At 34.6% G+C, this 17689-nt stretch carries 16 protein-coding genes; 6 read left to right on the forward strand and 10 right to left on the reverse strand.

All coding sequences use genetic code 11. The features are described from left to right. The first annotated feature begins 44 nt into the window (after positions 1 to 44). Positions 45 to 2192 (forward strand): VWA domain-containing protein, encoded by a 2148-nt coding sequence (locus AAGU07_RS05900; RefSeq protein WP_342458212.1) that lies wholly within the window; start codon positions 45 to 47, stop codon positions 2190 to 2192. 100 nt (positions 2193 to 2292) lie between these two features. Here the strand turns inward: AAGU07_RS05900 and AAGU07_RS05905 are convergent, their stop codons facing one another. The 3 genes from AAGU07_RS05905 to AAGU07_RS05915 all read right to left on the reverse strand — a co-directional run bounded on the left by AAGU07_RS05905 (position 2293) and on the right by AAGU07_RS05915 (position 4182). Continuing rightward, on the reverse strand, positions 2293 to 2955 hold the full coding sequence (locus AAGU07_RS05905) for a CPBP family intramembrane glutamic endopeptidase (RefSeq protein WP_342459347.1): 663 nt from the start codon (positions 2953 to 2955) through the stop codon (positions 2293 to 2295). Between the two features lie 203 nt (positions 2956 to 3158). Then, on the reverse strand, positions 3159 to 3650 hold the full coding sequence (locus AAGU07_RS05910) for an SRPBCC family protein (protein WP_342458213.1): 492 nt from the start codon (positions 3648 to 3650) through the stop codon (positions 3159 to 3161). A gap of 46 nt (positions 3651 to 3696) precedes the next feature. Continuing rightward, positions 3697 to 4182 (reverse strand): SRPBCC domain-containing protein, encoded by a 486-nt coding sequence (locus tag AAGU07_RS05915; RefSeq protein WP_342458214.1) that lies wholly within the window; start codon positions 4180 to 4182, stop codon positions 3697 to 3699. A 248-nt stretch (positions 4183 to 4430) separates the two neighbouring features. Between AAGU07_RS05915 and AAGU07_RS05920 the strand changes: the two genes are divergently transcribed. The 5 genes from AAGU07_RS05920 to AAGU07_RS05940 all read left to right on the forward strand — a co-directional run bounded on the left by AAGU07_RS05920 (position 4431) and on the right by AAGU07_RS05940 (position 7155). Then, positions 4431 to 4937, forward strand: a complete 507-nt coding sequence (locus AAGU07_RS05920) for a DUF367 family protein (RefSeq protein ID WP_342458215.1) — start codon at positions 4431 to 4433, stop codon at positions 4935 to 4937. A gap of 88 nt (positions 4938 to 5025) precedes the next feature. Next, on the forward strand, positions 5026 to 5172 hold the full coding sequence (locus AAGU07_RS05925) for a 50S ribosomal protein L40e (RefSeq protein ID WP_048080299.1): 147 nt from the start codon (positions 5026 to 5028) through the stop codon (positions 5170 to 5172). A 90-nt stretch (positions 5173 to 5262) separates the two neighbouring features. Next, complete coding sequence (locus AAGU07_RS05930; protein ID WP_342458216.1) at positions 5263 to 6000, forward strand: geranylgeranylglyceryl/heptaprenylglyceryl phosphate synthase; 738 nt, start codon at positions 5263 to 5265, stop codon at positions 5998 to 6000. A 234-nt stretch (positions 6001 to 6234) separates the two neighbouring features. Further along, positions 6235 to 6924 carry a DUF169 domain-containing protein gene (locus AAGU07_RS05935; RefSeq protein ID WP_342458217.1) on the forward strand — a complete coding sequence of 230 codons (690 nt, stop codon included), beginning with the start codon at positions 6235 to 6237 and terminating at the stop codon, positions 6922 to 6924. 30 nt (positions 6925 to 6954) lie between these two features. After that, positions 6955 to 7155, forward strand: a complete 201-nt coding sequence (locus AAGU07_RS05940) for a hypothetical protein (protein ID WP_342458218.1) — start codon at positions 6955 to 6957, stop codon at positions 7153 to 7155. Between the two features lie 51 nt (positions 7156 to 7206). Here the strand turns inward: AAGU07_RS05940 and AAGU07_RS05945 are convergent, their stop codons facing one another. The 7 genes from AAGU07_RS05945 to AAGU07_RS05975 all read right to left on the reverse strand — a co-directional run bounded on the left by AAGU07_RS05945 (position 7207) and on the right by AAGU07_RS05975 (position 17090). Next, entirely contained in the window at positions 7207 to 7947 is a 741-nt protein-coding gene (locus AAGU07_RS05945; RefSeq protein ID WP_342458219.1) for a DUF2254 family protein, read from the reverse strand. A gap of 123 nt (positions 7948 to 8070) precedes the next feature. Next, on the reverse strand, positions 8071 to 9633 hold the full coding sequence (locus AAGU07_RS05950) for a DUF2254 family protein (protein ID WP_342458220.1): 1563 nt from the start codon (positions 9631 to 9633) through the stop codon (positions 8071 to 8073). A gap of 235 nt (positions 9634 to 9868) precedes the next feature. Continuing rightward, on the reverse strand, positions 9869 to 10696 hold the full coding sequence (locus AAGU07_RS05955; RefSeq protein WP_342458221.1) for an LCP family protein: 828 nt from the start codon (positions 10694 to 10696) through the stop codon (positions 9869 to 9871). 148 nt (positions 10697 to 10844) lie between these two features. Continuing rightward, entirely contained in the window at positions 10845 to 11495 is a 651-nt protein-coding gene (locus tag AAGU07_RS05960) for an NTP transferase domain-containing protein (RefSeq protein ID WP_342458222.1), read from the reverse strand. 107 nt (positions 11496 to 11602) lie between these two features. Further along, entirely contained in the window at positions 11603 to 12772 is a 1170-nt protein-coding gene (locus AAGU07_RS05965; protein ID WP_342458223.1) for a hypothetical protein, read from the reverse strand. Beyond that, the gene (locus AAGU07_RS05970; protein ID WP_342458224.1) at positions 12753 to 14267 is read right to left on the reverse strand and encodes a Mur ligase family protein; all 1515 of its coding nucleotides are present in this window, start codon (positions 14265 to 14267) and stop codon (positions 12753 to 12755) included. The genes AAGU07_RS05965 and AAGU07_RS05970 overlap by 20 nt, the downstream gene beginning before the upstream one ends. Before the next feature lie 33 nt (positions 14268 to 14300). After that, entirely contained in the window at positions 14301 to 17090 is a 2790-nt protein-coding gene (locus tag AAGU07_RS05975; RefSeq protein WP_342458225.1) for a Mur ligase family protein, read from the reverse strand. Positions 17091 to 17689: the final 599 nt, after the last annotated feature.

Raw genomic sequence — 17689 nt, forward strand, 5'->3', positions numbered from 1 at the left:
AAAGTTCTAATTTAATAAATTAAAATTATTTCACAATAGAAACGGTGAGACTATTGAAAAATCTTATTTTTCCATTTTCGGCAATTGTAGGTCAGGAAAACGTGAAAAAAGCGCTTATACTAAACGCTATAAATCCAGGGATCGGCGGGGTCCTTATCAAAGGAGATAAAGGTACAGGTAAAACTACCGCAGTAAGGGCACTTGCAGATCTTTTACCATCACTAAAAGTTGTAAAAGGATGCCCATTTAACTGTGATCCTGATGATGAGGAATCTGCATGCGATACATGCAAATCAGACAATGCAGAAATTGAAGAGAAAAAAATGAAAGTAGTAGAACTTCCACTCGGTTCTACAGAAGACCGCGTAGTTGGATCAATAAACATTGAAAAGGCATTAAAAGAAGGTACTCGAGCTTTAGAGCCAGGAATACTGGCAGAAGCCAATAGAAATATACTTTATATTGATGAAATCAACCTTCTTGACGATAATTTAGTAGATGTCCTGTTAGACGCTGCTGCATATGGGATAAATATTGTAGAAAGGGAGGGGATCTCAGTATCACATCCCTCCAGATTTATACTTGTTGGAACAATGAACCCCGCTGAAGGTGAGCTCAGACCGCAGCTTTCTGATAGAATTGGCCTGCATATCATAGTGCACAGTATCATGGACATAAAAGACCGTGTTGAAATAATGGCAAGAAGAGAAGAATTTGAAAGAGATCCCGCTGCTTTTAAAAGAAAATTCAGTACATCACAAAAAGAGATACTGGATAATATCTTAAATGCCAGATCATTACTCAAGGATGTTAAAATTTCTCCAGAACTAATGAAAATAATAGCACATGTCTGTGTTGATATGGGTGTTGATGGACACAGGGCAGATATTGCAATACTTAAAACATCAAAAACCATTGCGGCCTATAACAAACATTTAACAGTGGATTATAACGACGTTGAAGAAGCCGTGATGCTTGTACTGGGAGAAAGGCTTCAAAAATCTTATGATCAAAAAAAGATCAAGGAAAAGCTTGAAAAAGCAATTTCCGATACAGAAGATGAACAAAAAGAAGATGAAAACGAAGCCCAAGAAGAGCAGGATAATAGTGAAGGAGATTCTGAAACTGCAGAAAATCAAGACGAAAAAGCCCAGGATGATGAAAATCAATCCCAAGAAGGGCAAAATGAAGATGATAGTGGTTTAAAACCTGAAACTGAAGAAAATCAAGAAGAAGTCGATGATGAGGAAGATCAACCCCCTGAAGAGCAGGGTAATGTAAACGTTGCACCCCATCCTGCGGAGCAACCTGAAGATCCTGAAAAAGAAAAAAAAGGAATCATGTTGAAAAGTATTGAAGAAGAAGGAACACCTGTAGATTCCGATGATGATGAAGTCGATATAAAAAAGCTCCTTAAAATGAAAGGTAAAAAAAAGAACAGGTTGTATGGAAAACGGGTCGATTCCAAAACTCAAAAAGGGAAGTACATAAAAAGTAAAATTCCTAAAAATGTCTCAAATGATATCGCAATAGATGCTACTTTAAGGGCTGCTGCTATTAAATCAAACGGCAGCATTAATGTTAAAAATGAGCATATACGTCATAAAGTCAGGAAGCATGGTGCAAGAGCATCAATAGCCCTTGTGGTAGATATAAGCGGATCTATGTTTTCACAAAGGAAAGCAAATAAGATTAAAGGTATTTTAAATCAATTGATTGAAGATATAAACCACCACAATGATAAAATAAGTGTTATTGGGTTTAAAGGTCAGGAAGCTGAAGTTATAATCCCAACAACAAGAAGAGCTTCTTCATTTAAAGAACAAGTTGATAATATACGTGTTGGAGGCACCACTCCCCTTGCAGCAGGCCTTAAAAAAGGGTTAGAACTTCTTAAAAAGGAAAAAATTAAAGAGGAGTTCGTTCCCATGATGATTGTACTAACAGACGGTATGCCAAATGTAGGTATCAATAACAGACCTGCAGAAGATGCCCTGAAAATTGCTGCAGACTTAAAAGAAAATGAGATACATACTATCATTGTTAATTTTGAGAGATCAGTTAAATACGGGCGAAATATGAATATGGAACTTGCACTGGCATCTGGCGGCCGTTATTATGATTTAGAAGATATTAAAGACACAAAATGTGTTGTATCACAGATTGTTGAGCAGGAAAGATCAGTTCTCTAATTAAAAAAAATCTAATTTTATTTTTGTATTTTATTAATCTCCCAAATTTCAAAATTTTCAATAATTTATCTTTTATTGATGTTCTCTAAGTATAACTGCTTTATGCTCCTGAACGGGCATACCTGAATCGCGCCAATGTCTTTGATCCCCATAAGAACACCACGATCAGAGCTGTGATAGCAATGAGCCCATAGCCAATAGTCCCGTCGCCCAGTTCGAAAGCTGAACGAGTACCTGGAAATATGCTCCTTCCAGTATTGGTCACGGCATGAAAGAGTATAGCCGCAAAAACACTTTTTCCAGTGTTGTTATAGAGCCATACAGTTAAAATCCGGAAACTAACGGCCAGTATAACTCCGCCCCATATAATCAATCCCAGGCTCTGGCCGATTGAAATCTCCGACGGGAAATGCCATGCCCCGTGGATCAACCCAATGATGATGCTGGCTGTCAGTGCGGTGTATCTTGCTTGCATAGGATCAGTGACGTATCCAGTATAGCCAATTTCTTCACCTGCAGCAGCAAAAAAGAGCGCGATAAAAAGAAGCGGTGTCAGAAGGGGAGGGTTCCAAACATTTGGAACCGGTAGCCCGGCAAAACGCATTAATATATAGGTCAGTACGTAGATAAAAGGCATTAAAAAGATAATTGGAACATACCAGACTTTTTTCGTGATCCTCTTATAATCGAAGGCTCTTTTTAAGAGATTCTTTATCCCTAAAAGTTTCTTTTCCCGGTACAAAAGGATGGATGCTGCTATCATTGGGGTAAAAGTGGCTACAATGTCTGTCACGGGAAGATTATCCACTGGAAGCTTAATGGGAAAAATGAAATTAATCACCCAAAGGGGAATAGAAAAAGCATAAACTAATATAAAAAATTTTAAGGGGGATCTTTTAGAGGATGTGCTCTTTAATTCTTTTCTTTTTTCCGTTTCGGTCATATTTACTTTAAAATATTCAAATCTTATTTCTGCATTGCATCCAACAGTTCATCCAGACTATTGTATGAATCATTGACTCCCTCTTCCATATCTGACTGGAGCATTCCATCACGATCTTTAACAGACTGAAATACAGATTGAGCAATTAATCTTGTTTTATCATTAGATAAAGCTTCAAATCTGGCTGTTTGGAGAATGACGTGCCCCGTTTCAGGAAGCCCTTCAAATTCAAACGTGCCGATGATTCTTTCTGGAGCGAGAACTTCGTGGTTTACCCCATGAAATGCAAACTCTGTTCCTTCTTGATCTTTTTGAATGTATCTCCATGACCCTCCATTTCTAGATTCAAACTTTTCAATAGTTGTTAAAAGTCCCCACGGCCCTATCCACTGCACATAAAGATCAGGATCCGTGAATGCTCGAAAAACGAGTTCACGTGGAGCATTAAACTCCCTTATAATAAAAAATTCCTGTTTTTCAGGTTCTGCAATAATTTTTGTTTTGTTATCCGCCATTTTTTTCATCTCGTTATATAGAATTCCCTACATTTACTATGCAATTTTAACTTTTTGCCAGAAGTTCGGCGAGTTTATCTAAGGATTCGTTCCAGCCTTGCTGCATATCCTTTAGTTCAGTCTCACTGATATTTTTGACATCAGAATGTCTCACAATTAGCTTAGTTCTGCCATTTTGTTCTTCAAATGTCACCTTGATTTGCATTTCCATTGGAAATTCTGCCCCCATTCCATAGTATGTCGCTGAAACTTTGTTACCATCCTTATCTGCAAAAGAATCTGTCATGACCAGCCGTTCTGGTTCAACAATCTCCATGTAAACACCTTTGCTGCAGAAATCTTGCCCGTCAGGTGCCCGCATACAGCTGAAGTATTCACCTCCCTTTCGGAGATCTATCTTAGAAACAGGTGTTGTAAAGCCTTTTGGCCCCCACCACTGCATGAACATGTCAGGATCTGTCCATGCTTTCCATACAACTTCACGCGGCGCATCTAAGTCACATGTGAGAACTAATTCTTTTTCATCTGCCATTTGTTTCAACTCCTTTTTTTTGCTCGCTATCTATAAACTTAATAATCAATTAAAGTCATATAGTAATAATAAGTACTTCAAAAATTATAAACTTATCTTAAATCAAAATTAGACCATTTATTTAGAGAATTAATTAATGGTAAATTTAATATAACAAAAAATCATAACTACTAATGTCTTTTGTTTTTGAATTCAAACTGAAAATAAAAATAGCTCTAAGCTAAAATAATATTAAATGTGTTTTGAAAATGAAAATCGTTGTTTATCATGCAGAAGAGTGCGACAGGAAAAAATGTACTACAGTTAAACTTGGAAAACAGGGAAAAGTTAAAGTAGTCACAAAATTAAATCAATTACCTACCGGTGCAATTGTTTTAGATCCCTACTCCCCAAAATCATTATCTGTTGAAGACAGGGAGACAGTGGTGGAAAAAGGGCTTGTAGGACTTGATTGCTCCTGGAAAAGGTTAAATAAAGTTCCTTATAGAATAAAAACAGGTAAAAACAGCAGATCACTACCTTTCATGATTGCTGCAAATCCCACCAATTATGGAAAGCCATGTATATTATCTACTGCTGAAGCAATTGCAGCAAGTTTTTATATAATTGGATTTAAAGATATAGCTACCGATATTATGTCGGGGTTCAAGTGGGGACCACATTTTCTAACGCTCAATGAAGAGCTTTTAGAAAGTTATTCTAAAGCTAAAAGCAGTTTAGAAGTTGTAAAAATTCAAAATGAATATATAAGTTAAAATATATTTATATAAATAAATGAACTAACGAGTATATCAAGAACTCAATTTTAAACTGTGTTAAAACAGATGATAAAGGAGGCTAATAATGGCTAGATTTGAAGAAGCAGAAAATAGAATATTCAATATCAAAATATGCTTAAAATGTAACGCAAGAAACCCACCAACTGCAAAAGTATGCAGGAAGTGCGGATACAAAGGTCTAAGACCAAAAGCTAAAGAACCAAGAGGATAAATAATTCCTTAAAGTTCAATTTAGTGGGGGGTTAACCTCCCATTTATATTTATAATATCCATTTAATTAACTATTTTCTTGATGATGCTAATGAATGTCGAAAACTACATTAGAACTACACTTAAGGATCATAAATTACACTTAACACTTTTAGATCCAGAAGAGCAGAGCCCTGAAGAAGCTGTAAGGATAGCTAAAGAAGCAATTTCAGGCGGCAGTGATGGAATAATGCTTGGTGGATCCACAACAGAGCCTGAAGAACTCGATGCAACCGCAAAAGCGCTGCGTGAAAATGTCGACGTCCCAGTTATTCTTTTTCCAGGTAATATAAGCGGCGTAAGCAAACATGCGGATGCCATATTTTTTATGAGTCTTCTAAATTCAGCAAATCCATACTGGATAATAGGTGCTCAAGCGTTAGCAGCTCCAGGTATTAAAAAAATGGGAGTAGAAATCCTTTCTATGGGTTATCTCGTTGTTGAACCCGGCGGAACTGTTGGATGGGTTGGAGATGCTAAATTAATTCCAAGGAACAAAGCCGATTTAGCAGTAGCATATGCAATGGCTGCAGAATGCCTTGGAATGAAAATAATCTATCTCGAAGCTGGTTCTGGAGCTAATGAACATATTCCTGAACAGATGATTGCAGGGGTCAAAAAAATGACTGACATAATTGTAATTGTGGGTGGAGGAATACGCGACGGAGAAACCGCTGCAAAAATTGCAAAAGCAGGTGCAGATATTATCGTGACTGGAACTGTAGTTGAAGATAGTTCTAATGTTAAAGATAAAATTGAAGAGCTGGTTAGTGGAATTAAATCAGCTTAAAATTATTCATTTTTTATATAAATATGCTTTTTTTCATTTAATTCTTACTTTAATTTCATATTTGTTGATTATTAACTATTTATATGGTTTATTATTTTTGATTATTTAAATATGTCAATATAAGAGATTATATCATGTAAAAATCCAATATTATCTATTACTTATATTCTATTTTAAAGAGAATTTCAAATAGAAATAAATAATTTAAATAATATAATAAAAACGGTGAAAATCATGGCAGAAAGCACTTGCGAAGTAGAAGGATATGATATGATATCTAAAGAACTTAAAGAAAGACTCGGTTTAGACAAATCTCCAGTAGCAATAAAATTCGTTTTAAGGGAAGAAGACATTCCAGAGGGAATAGAAAAAATAGACGAAAACATAAGGCACTGCGAAATGGTCCAGAGGGCAGCTCAGGGCGCCATGTTCTATGCAACAAATGATGAGCAGATGTGTAAAGGTGGAGCATCTGCTATTGGGCTTATGGAAGCTCCAGAGAAGATAAAATCAGGTGAATTTTACCAGAGCCTTGGAAGGTTCTCCAGTCTTGGAGCTGCAAAGCGTACGCTCGATGAAATACCAAAAATAGACCCTATGATGAAAGCTGTAATCTACGCACCTTTAGAAGACATTAAATATAGTCCAGATGTAATTGTAATAATATGTACACCTGTTCAGGCAATGAAACTTGCTCAAGCTATGGTCTATACTCGCGGAGGTAAAGTAGAAGCAAGCTTTTCAGGAATTCAATCCATATGTGCTGATGCTGTGGCCGGTCCGTTCACTAAAAATACCGCAAATATAACCATGGGGTGCAGCGGTTCAAGGGGATATGCAGATATAAAAGAAGACGAAGTAATTGTCGGTATGAACGGTGAGAATATAGGGTGCGTTGTAAATGCACTTGTATCCATGAAATAATAACTGATAAATAAGTTAAAGGGGGATTAGATGGCCGAAACAAAAATATTTGAAATATTGGATGAGGCTAAAGAACTGGATGCAAAAATGGCAAAATATAAAGATGTAGCAGATCAAGACATGATGATGGTCTGGATGGACAACATACTGAAACTGGTAACCAAGCTTGGAAAAGCAGAAGAAGAACTGCAGGAACGATTTGAGATGTTGGAAGACAGTTTAGAAAAATAAATTTACTTTTTTTATTTTTCTCTAGTGTTTCAATACGTTTCAAAATAATAGTTAATTATATATCTTTTTAATATCAGCCATCACTTCATCCACTAACATGCCCTCATTAGATTCAACGGCTGATCTTTTAACGGTTTCAAGATGGTACAGAATATGCTTGACTATCTTCTCTTTTTCATTTTTATCATGATTTTTATCCAGCATACTGGCTGTAGAATTCCAAATTGCCTTTAACCCTTCCCTGAATGTCCCATAATCATATTTCATCAAAGAAGCATTCATGATGTCAATAATCGGCTGTATAGGGTCATCTTTTTCTATTAGTTTTTCATCTGCACTGGCAGCTGCTAAAACATTTTCCAAAGTAACTCTTTCTGTAAGCTTGCCCATTACAACAGACGGTTTCATAAGGTCTAAAATATTCCACATATACGGTATCAAAGCTATAAATGCAAACATGCTGATGTAGTATGCAAAAAGAATGTAATTTTCAAGGTCTGAAATCCTGCTTTGAGTGTCAACTATGAGTTTCAGTAAAGTTACACAGTATGCTATGGCAAAAATGTAAACCACAATCAAAACCCAGAGGTCTGGAGTTCTTTTGAAGATATCAATTACCCTTGAAGAAGATGATGCAGCAAGCTGCACTGCTACTAGACTTAAAGTAACGACTATAGCCAAAATAGTAGCTTCGCTTTCAATAAGGGAGCTCAATATATAACGGGCACTGTCTACATCTGTATAAAGTAGCTTAAAATGATAAAAGAAAAGATATGAAACCAGTGTAACCATTATAAAAATAACTAAATAGTCAATCCACGCAACCAATCATTTTTAAATGAAACATTAAAAGCCATATATTATTTATAGTTCATTATAAATCACTTTCTTTTCTCTAAACTGCAATCTAAATTTTTATACCATACCCTCCCTTTCATCATGAATGTTTTTTTCCTTTATCAGTTTATTAATTTTGTCTAAGGAGGACTGTGCAGCTAAGCTTGTTTCTTTAACCTCCAATTCCTTTGCTCTTTTTCTTATATGTTCAAGTGATTCTTTGGCATGTTTTAATATACTATGGGCAGCTAAAACGCTTGATTCACTCCATACAGCTATCCTTCCAATTTCCCACAGATATCCTGCTATATCATTTGTATTTTCATTAAAATCACCTTCTAAAGCAGCCATTCCTAAATTAGATAAGTAATTAACGATTCTTATAGTTGTTTTAGGAAGATCATTTCTTGCTGTATATCTCCCCATATTCCCCATAGAATTTACCGCATTAGAAACGGATTGATCTAATTTTTGATCTATTGATAACTTCCCAATCCCATAGATGGTTCCCCCCATCCAAACTGTTTCTTCCAGTCCGCGCTGCGCATGTTTAGCTGCCTCTATTGCAATAATTCCAAGTGAATTAACCGTTACACTGGTTGCAAAATCAAGTTCATTTTGAGCAGCACCTCTACCAATTTCTCCTATTAAATCTGTTACTGATACCCGTATATCAATCATTTCCCGACTTATAGCACGTCTACCAATGTTTTTAATTGAATTAACTGCTTCACCCACTACACTCTCAATTCTATTTTCCATTGCAGTTTTTCCAATTAGATATATAGTGATTATTACTTCCATAACAGAATCTTCGTCATCACGGCTTACTGCTAATTTTCCAACTTTTTCCAGATGAGTAAATATATGTTTTACTACAATCCCTTCTTCCCTTTCAAATCTTCCATTTTTAAGTGTAGTAATCATATAATTTTCCAGTACATTCAAGCCGTACCTCATGGTTCCATAATCATATTTCATCATCGAACTGTGTATAATATCAATTACAGGTTGAACTGGATCGCTTTCAGTATCAATAACCGGCCTCATTATATCTGAATAAATATATGAGTAGCTGATATCGTTTGAATCAGTGCCAATGATTTTTTCAGATTCCTGTACACCTGCTAGAATATTTTCACTGGTTATTCTTTCAGCGAATCTATCTATTACTGTTGAAGACTTCATAATTTCGATAGATCCGAAAAGATAAGGTATTAATGAACCCAAAGCAAAAATAGCCAAGAAATATGCAGTCCATACCACAATATCAAAGTATAAAATGTTGTTGAAATAAACAAAATCTATAAAATAGAGTACAGTTAACGCATAGCCAATAGCCGCAATATAAATTCCCACAACTATCCAGATTGCAGGGGATTTTTTAAATATGTCTATAACTCGTGTAGAATAAGAAGAAGCTGTAAGTTGAAGGACAATCAAGCTCAACGTTATAACTAGTGCAATAATAGTAGCTTCACCCTCAACTACCGCAGTCAAAGTAAACCGAACACTTTCAATTGAAGTATATGTAAATAAAGGAGAATATAAGTATAAAACTGTTGAAAATACCGCTACAAAAACAGCGAAAATAGGAAAATAAATCTTCAGTCCTTTGGATAAATCTGTCGCATGAAACATTTGGGCACCACTATATTATTTGATTTTGATAATTAAAATAATATTCGTGATACAATGTTAATTAACCTGAAATGTTTTTTTCCAGGATATTGAAGGGGTTATCATGTTTAAAAGTTCCATATCCTATAAAGACCATATAAAACGTAATTTTCAATTTAATTATAAGATCCCGTTCTTACATTCTTTAAATATTTTAAGCATTATGTAAAATTAAATCTAAAATAAGGGGAGAAGATTAGTCCCTCAAGCCCAATTCAGTTACTTTCTTCTCAGCATCAGCTTTGTCTGGAATAAGGTAATATATTCCATTAACACGCTGGCTTTTCCCTGTAATTATCTCAGTCGGAGCATCATTTATGTCAAAATCTAGAAGAAGTTTTCCAAGCCTTACTGAATCATAAATAGGAACATTTGTATGAGTATTTTCACTCAACTGGCTTAAAATAGAGGGCAATTTAGGCAAATTAGAAGTTTCTAATGACTCCCTGATAATTTCTGCAATAATCTTTTGATGTCTCTGCACTCTTCCAAGGTCTCCTTTACTGTCCTGTCTAAAACGCGCGTAAAGCAAGGTTTGATCTCCATTAAGTTTATGTAAACCTGCTGGTGCTAATTCCGACCTATATGCGGCGATTTGTGGTTCGACATTGACATTAATTCCACCCAGAGCATCTACAATACTTTTGAACTCTTCAAAGTCTATCACAACATAATAATCTATATGTATGTTCAAGAAATTTTCTACAGTAGTGGTTGTCAAGTTAATTCCACCATAACCATAGGCAGCATTGATCTTATCCATACCATGTCCAGGTATTTCTACTTTACTATCTCTGGGAATAGAAAGAAGGGAAACTTTTTTTGTGTTCTTATCAATAGAAAGAATTGTTATAGAGTCAGTATTACCTGAATAAATTGAATTTTGAGCATCTCTACCTAATAACAGTATATTTATCTTACCACCAGTTTGTTGATCTGTAAGTTCAAATTCAACCAGGATAACTGCAGTAATTGAAACCAATATCAATATTATAATTATAAGAGCTTTTTGCCACCTTTTCATTTTTACCCCTCTTGCTTATCATATGTTAAAATTCGTTGATTTACGGCGTTAAATAGTTGATATTCATTTTGCAAAGACTTCAAATTATTTTACAATCAAATAGTTTTATACTATTTTTAATTTTTTGTAAAAAAACTCAAATAATGAATCATTTTTCACATCCCAAATAATCATTATACCTATTAATGTTTACAAGTTCCAGATCATCCTTTGGAGGAACTCCGTAAAAAATAGTCCCTTCTTTAAGTATTTTTCTCAAAATTGGGTTTAAATTATCTTTATTTCCAGTTAAATATTTTTTTAAAATATTTGTGTGGCATGCAAAGGGCATACCAAGACCTTCGGCAGTATCCAAATATCCGGATTTCCCCCTTGCAAGAATTGAAACTGTATTTCGGGGTTCTGGACTATTGAATATCCCATTTATAATATTTTTAAAAGTTTCAGATGATACCGTAGGTTGATCCGCTGCAACACAAAGGCAAAAATCATCTCGGGCCTTTTTAACTCCATTTAAAAGAGATTCCGATAATTCAACATTAACTTCAGGATTTATAACTATTTTAACTCTTTCATCATCAAATTCATCCAGTACTGATATTATTTCATCACTGAAATGCCCTAAAACAACGATACATTCGTCAACACCGGCATTTAACGTATTTTGGAGTGTTTGTAATATTATTGGATTTCCACAAAAATCAAGGAGAAGTTTATGCCGAATTTCCATTCCACGAGATCTAAAATCTTCCCTCATTCGCCTATTTTTACCTGCCGCAGTTATAATTGCTGATACCATTCAAATCACATTTAATATTACAAATCAGTTATTCATTAAACACTGAATATAAAATTTAAAAGTTATAAATAAGAGAAAAAAAGGAAATTTAAAATTATTCCTTTAAATCAATTAGGAACAAGTTCAATGATCTTAGTATATATGTTCATACTAGTTCCAGACCCTTCAGTCCACATTACTATCTTAATTGGGTAATCTTTAGTATTTGTAATTGTTACGTCTGTTGCAGGGTTATACCCAATTTTCATTGCATATTCCCCCCATTGCAGGCCCGCTGGAAGTCCTAATCCCGCTTCAGATGATGCGGCCCTCAGTGATCTTGCTGAAGGGCAAGTTCCATGAGATGCCCAGCCTCCAGGAGCCTCAGGATCAGGAACTCTTGCAAATCCTACAGTTTCCTTTCCTGATGAAGTTGTGTGTGGTGGAATTATGGTTCCATCCCATGCTTCTGCAAAGGAATGTGCATTATATGCCCTCTTGACGTTATCATACTCAGAATAATAACCCACCGTATCTGCTCCAGTTCCAATGACCTTTTCCGTTACAGATGTTGTATAAACCTCTATTGGTCTTCCTGAAGCATAGTTTTTCATATAATTCAGCACATTAAGTCCAAAGAAAGATTGAATATTTTCTGGTGTGACTAAATTCCTTCCATCGTTGAATCTTGAAATTGCATAGTCCAGTGTTATACTATCCCCATTACTAGCGCTTTTATACCAGTCCTTAATGGTATTTACGTTTACATAATTATGAGGCACAGTACCATTGTTGATCTGATCGTAAGGTACTACTTTTATAGTATTTTTTCCTTCTATTATCTTCAAGCCGTCATTTGTCTTAACTCCAAATGTATAAGGAGTTTTATATCCATAAACAAAATTACCAGGATAAGTAACAGTCAATTTATTATCTGTAACCGCTAAAATTCCAGGGCCTGTGAATCCCTGTGCAGATCCTTCTTTGGATATACCAGAACTTGTAAGCTGATCAGTTGGAGTTTTAACTGTACCCGTAACCACAGCATCTATAACATCTAAAAATTCCATGTTACTTATATAATACCCCAAGTATTCAGGATGATAAAGTAAAGGAACTTTTCTAATTTTACTATCATCTGTAACCTGAGTTCCTGCTATAACTGTATCACCTACACTCAAAGAAGTGATGTCTGTTGGCCCCTGTTGTGGACAGTAAGTTCCCACGATATTTCCAAAGGGATACATGGCCAGTGCCAGCAAAATAAGTATAGCTATGTTAATTTTTGAATTTCCCAAGTATTTCTGAAGAATATTTAACTCCCCCTTCCCCTATTATCAGAATGATATCTTCTTTTTTCGCTTCATTTATTGCTAAATTTAAGCTCTCTCCCACCTGTGCCTTACTTGCACCTAAAGTTCCTATTTTAGAGCCCTTTTTGCTAGATTCTGTCAATATAACATGGTTATTAACATTAATCTCAGATGAAGCTTTTCTACTAGCATTCGATGCTACTACTATAACATCTGCATCTTTTAATATTTTTGCTATTTCTATATCTCCCGCAATTCCACTTTCAGAGGATACCGTATTTACAACGATTAATCTTGAGGTTTCTGGTTTTTCTCGGATTAAAGTTTGAATTATTGCTTTAACACCCGCAGGATTATGGGCATAATCTATTATTACCTGCTTTCCAATATCGACTTTCTGAAATCGACCTTTTACACCTTCAAAAGATTCAATACCTCTCACAATATCATTAAAATCAATATTAAGTGCTGAAGCTCCGCTTGCTGCGGCAAGGGCATTGTAAACATTGTGAACACCTGCCTGTCTGAGTTTAACTTCTGCAGTATTTGATCCTATAACAAGTTTAAAAGAGTCATTCTTTACATCAAATGCTTTAACATCAGGTTCAGGGCGTTTAAATCCACAAGAACATTTATAAACTCCAAGATGACCCAAATAATATAGTGAATATTCAAGTTTTTTGCCACATAGCGGGCACTCTCTTATTTCAGGATAAGCTTCTATTTCCAAAGCCATATCTTCAATTCCATAAAAAAAGATTTTATTAGATGTATCCTTACTAAAACCAGTTACTACAGGGTCATCTGCATTGAAAATTAAACAGCTGGCAACATCTACAATCTCTCTTTTACAGCTTATATAATCCTGGAAGTTATGGGATCCACTTAAATGATCCTTAGAAATGTTGGTTATAATCCCTATGCTTACCTCGGATTTAAGGGCGCAGTTTTTAATTTCATCAGGATTTCCATGAGTACCTATCTCTAAAACAGCGATATCTCCATCAAGTCTTGCCTGAAAAGAAGGTGTTAATTCCGTATTTCCCTGCATTTTCAGTTTATGTTCAGGAGTTCTATATCCGCTGAGATTTAATATATTTTTAAGCATCCATGTTGTGGTGGTCTTTCCGTTGGTACCTGTTATTCCAACCACAGGTTTACCTACTTTACATGTGCTTAAAATCTCATCCACACTTATTATATCTGCGCCTGTAACGCTCTTTATTTTTCCAATCAATTTGCTATTTTGAAGTAAACTTGGAGCAACTACAATTACATCTGCATTTTTCAGGATGGTTTCGTCATGTTCTCCAAGATTGAGTTTTATCCCCTCTTCTTCAAGGATATTTATCTGCGGACTGTCTGTTGAAAGATCAGATACCGTGACGTCAGCACCGTTATCCTTTAAAACCCTTGCCATTAAACTCCCAACAGTTCCACAGCCGCCGATAACTACTGCTTTGAATTCTTGTTCTTTCATAAAAATAAATCCGTTTAGCTGGTTCACTGAAATTCAAGTTTTATCTTTATACTCTTTAATACCTTTATATATCTCTGATTTTACATTGTCATATGCATTAACAACACCGGGGCCTATATGAATTATTGTATCTCCCTCTTTTGCAATTTCCAATGCTTTAGATATTGAATCTGCAATATTAATTGTTTGGTATGTTTCTACACCATCAGCCCCATCCACTACTGTCTCCGCTGCTTCAGGATCTATTACTTCAGTAGTTTCATTTTTTGCGCTTGCAATAACCACATCAGCATACTTTCCAAGCACAGTGCCCATTTTAAATTTATCACGAACTGTAAGTGTATCAGGATTATCTACAGATATTATAAGCTTTCCTTCAAGAGCTAAACCATCTAAAAGACGTTCTGCAGCTTCAGGATTGTGGGCTGCATCCATGAATATATTTACACCGTTGATCAAGTCAATTTTCTCAAATCTTCCAGCTACTCCCGAAAAGCTTTCCATTTTATCTTTAATATAATCTAAATCAAAATCTAAAATCATATCTACAGTAAAAGCAGCCAGTGCATTTTCTATATTGCATGCACCTGGTGATTTAAGATTTATTCTCATATTACATGGATCTCTATACTTCCTTTCAAAGTTACCACAGTTACAGTATACTTTACCACAGTTTTTACAAACCACTGTTGGAATAGTTCCAGTTTTAATGGTAAATTCAGAACCATAAAGGCCTTTAAGCTCAACATCTTCTGCCAATATATCAAAGTCTATATTATTTTTATGATGATAAGTTTTACCTTCACATACAACTGTTCGGGGTTCATTAAAACCATAATATATGACTTCTTTATCAAATTTAGGGGTCAATATACTTATGATTGGATCATCACCATTTGCAATTAAAATCCCGTTTTTATGGAGTAAATCTTTTATAGCCACATTTCTCTCCACGTATTCTTCATATGTATTAAATTCATCCATATGATCTGGAGTAAGATTAGTTAAAACCCCTGCACAAATTTCAAGCCCGTCTAACATCCTTATAGTACCATGAGGAAGTTCAAAAACTGCAAAATCTTTATTTCCAGTTCCGTTTTCGACTATAAAGTCAACTAAACCTTCAATAACAAGCGAGTTCTGCAGGGATGAGAAAAGTAATGTTTCATATCTATCAGATAATGTATAATTTGTCATGTTGGTGGTTGTGGTTTTACCATCTGTTCCAGCAATACCAATCATAGGGATCTTTATAATAGAATTTATCATTTTTCCAATGTCCCTTGTACCAATTTCCATGATCTCGTAGTTCTCTTCACACTCATTAATAAATTGTCGAATTTCAGAATTTTTAGGGACATTTGGAGAAACAAAAACAACATCCGCCCACATTGCATGTTCATTTACATGCGATCCAAGTTCTACAGCTATTCCTTTTTCTTTAAGCTCTTCAATTCTCCTTCTGGCTTTTTTTGGTAGCTGTTCAAATTCCTTAATATCTGAAATAATAACCTCATTGCCAAGGTAATTTAAAAGATGTGCTGCAGGCCTTCCTGCGTTTCCTGCGCCTATTATCAGTACTTTTTTGCCCCTAATCACTGTATCATCCTTTGTTAATCTCCGTAGTGTTTCCTGTATTTCTATAAGTTTAGTTTGGCCATTTCCACCTATAAATATATTTTTACATTTGTCACTGCACTCCACTGCAAAGTCAACAACGTCGGCTGTATCTTTCATTATTTTAACAGTCCCACTATAACCTTCATTTTTTAACTTTTCAAATGCAATATCCGTTGTATTGTCTAATCCAGGGAATAAAACTATAGTTTCTGGATTAACTTTGACTACTTCCTTTAAAATTTCATATCTACAGGTTTCATTCTTTCTGGGCGTACCAATTATAGCCACATCAAATTTTAACTCATTAAGCACTGCTGCAGTTGCATCAACATTATCTGTTTTTCCAACCACAAAATTACATCCAGATAAATTCAGAGTTTCTGATCTTCCATTAACGCCTTTAAATTCACTTAATGTTTCATCAATATCGCTTTGTGGAATCTCTAAAAATTGTGCAACTTTTTCTGCGGCAGCAGCATTTTGAAGGTTAAATTTACCGAACAGTTTAAGATCTCTGTATCCATTTCCAAAAAAGAACGTTTCATTAGGATAGTCTTTAATTCCAGATAAAAATTCATCTTGTCCATTTAATATGGCTGTTTTCCCTTTTAAGAATCTACCTAACGAGTTTCTATAATTCTCAAGAGAATTATGGAAATCCATGTGATCATGCCCGATGTTTGTTACAACTATCAAGTCAAAATCAAAGGCATAAGAACAAAAATCAAGAGTCATATCACAAACTTCAACTATCAAAATGTCACATTTTTGTTTAGAAGTTTCCAGTATGAGTTTTGTGTATCCTCCAAATCCGCCACCAGCATTTCCACCTATGAGTACATTAAAACCTGCTTTTTCAAGTATTTCCTTAATCATAAAGCAGGTAGTTGTTTTGCCATTGGTTCCTGTTACTCCTATTGTAAAAATAGATTTATGATCTGCCAGAATGTCTGATAAAGACTTCTTACGAGATCTTATTTTTTCGCCGATCTTACTACTCCACAAGCTTGGACTTAAAACTACGGCATCTGCAGAATTTATTTTATCAAAATCATGATATCCAAGATCAAGATCTATAGCAGAGTTATGTTTTAATTCCACATTTTTTTGCATATCAGAAGCATAAACTTTATATCCATAATTAATAAGGGATTTTACAGCATTTTTACCTTCTGTTCCCAATCCGACCACTGCAACTTTCATATTACCTACCGATATTTATAATCCTAAAGGTTATTATGACTATCTAAAAATGGCTTCTAAAATAATTTAAATAATATAGATATTTAATTGTAACGCTTGAATTTCTCCGAGCTCTGTGAATCGAAAACAGCCGATCCCGTAAATTCATAAATAAGTATCCATTCTTATTATTAAACCCTAATTTATCTATAGAAAGCCATAAGATCATTTTCAATATTAGTTACCTCAAACAGCCATATTTACTTTTTCGTATTAATTTTTTTGTTATTTGTAATAATAAATTTTTTGATAATTCTATTATTCAAGTAATTTGATCTATACAAACTAGAATAATCAATTTGTATTTATTACAATCATATATAAATGATTTTTAATTAATATCATTTGATAAATATATCGTAAATATAAAATCAATGAAATGAAATTATTATCTCCTAACATAAATAATTTCAAATAATTAAAGCATTTTATTTCGCTAAATACCCCCAGAATTCCTATTAAAATTCAATAAAAATAATAAATCAGCAATTATATAACAATGTATTAACAATATATGAACAATAAACTAACTTGTTTATTTAAAGTCATTACCTAATAAA

The sequence above is a fragment of the Methanobacterium sp. genome (assembly GCF_038562635.1).
GTDB lineage: Archaea > Methanobacteriota > Methanobacteria > Methanobacteriales > Methanobacteriaceae > Methanobacterium_D.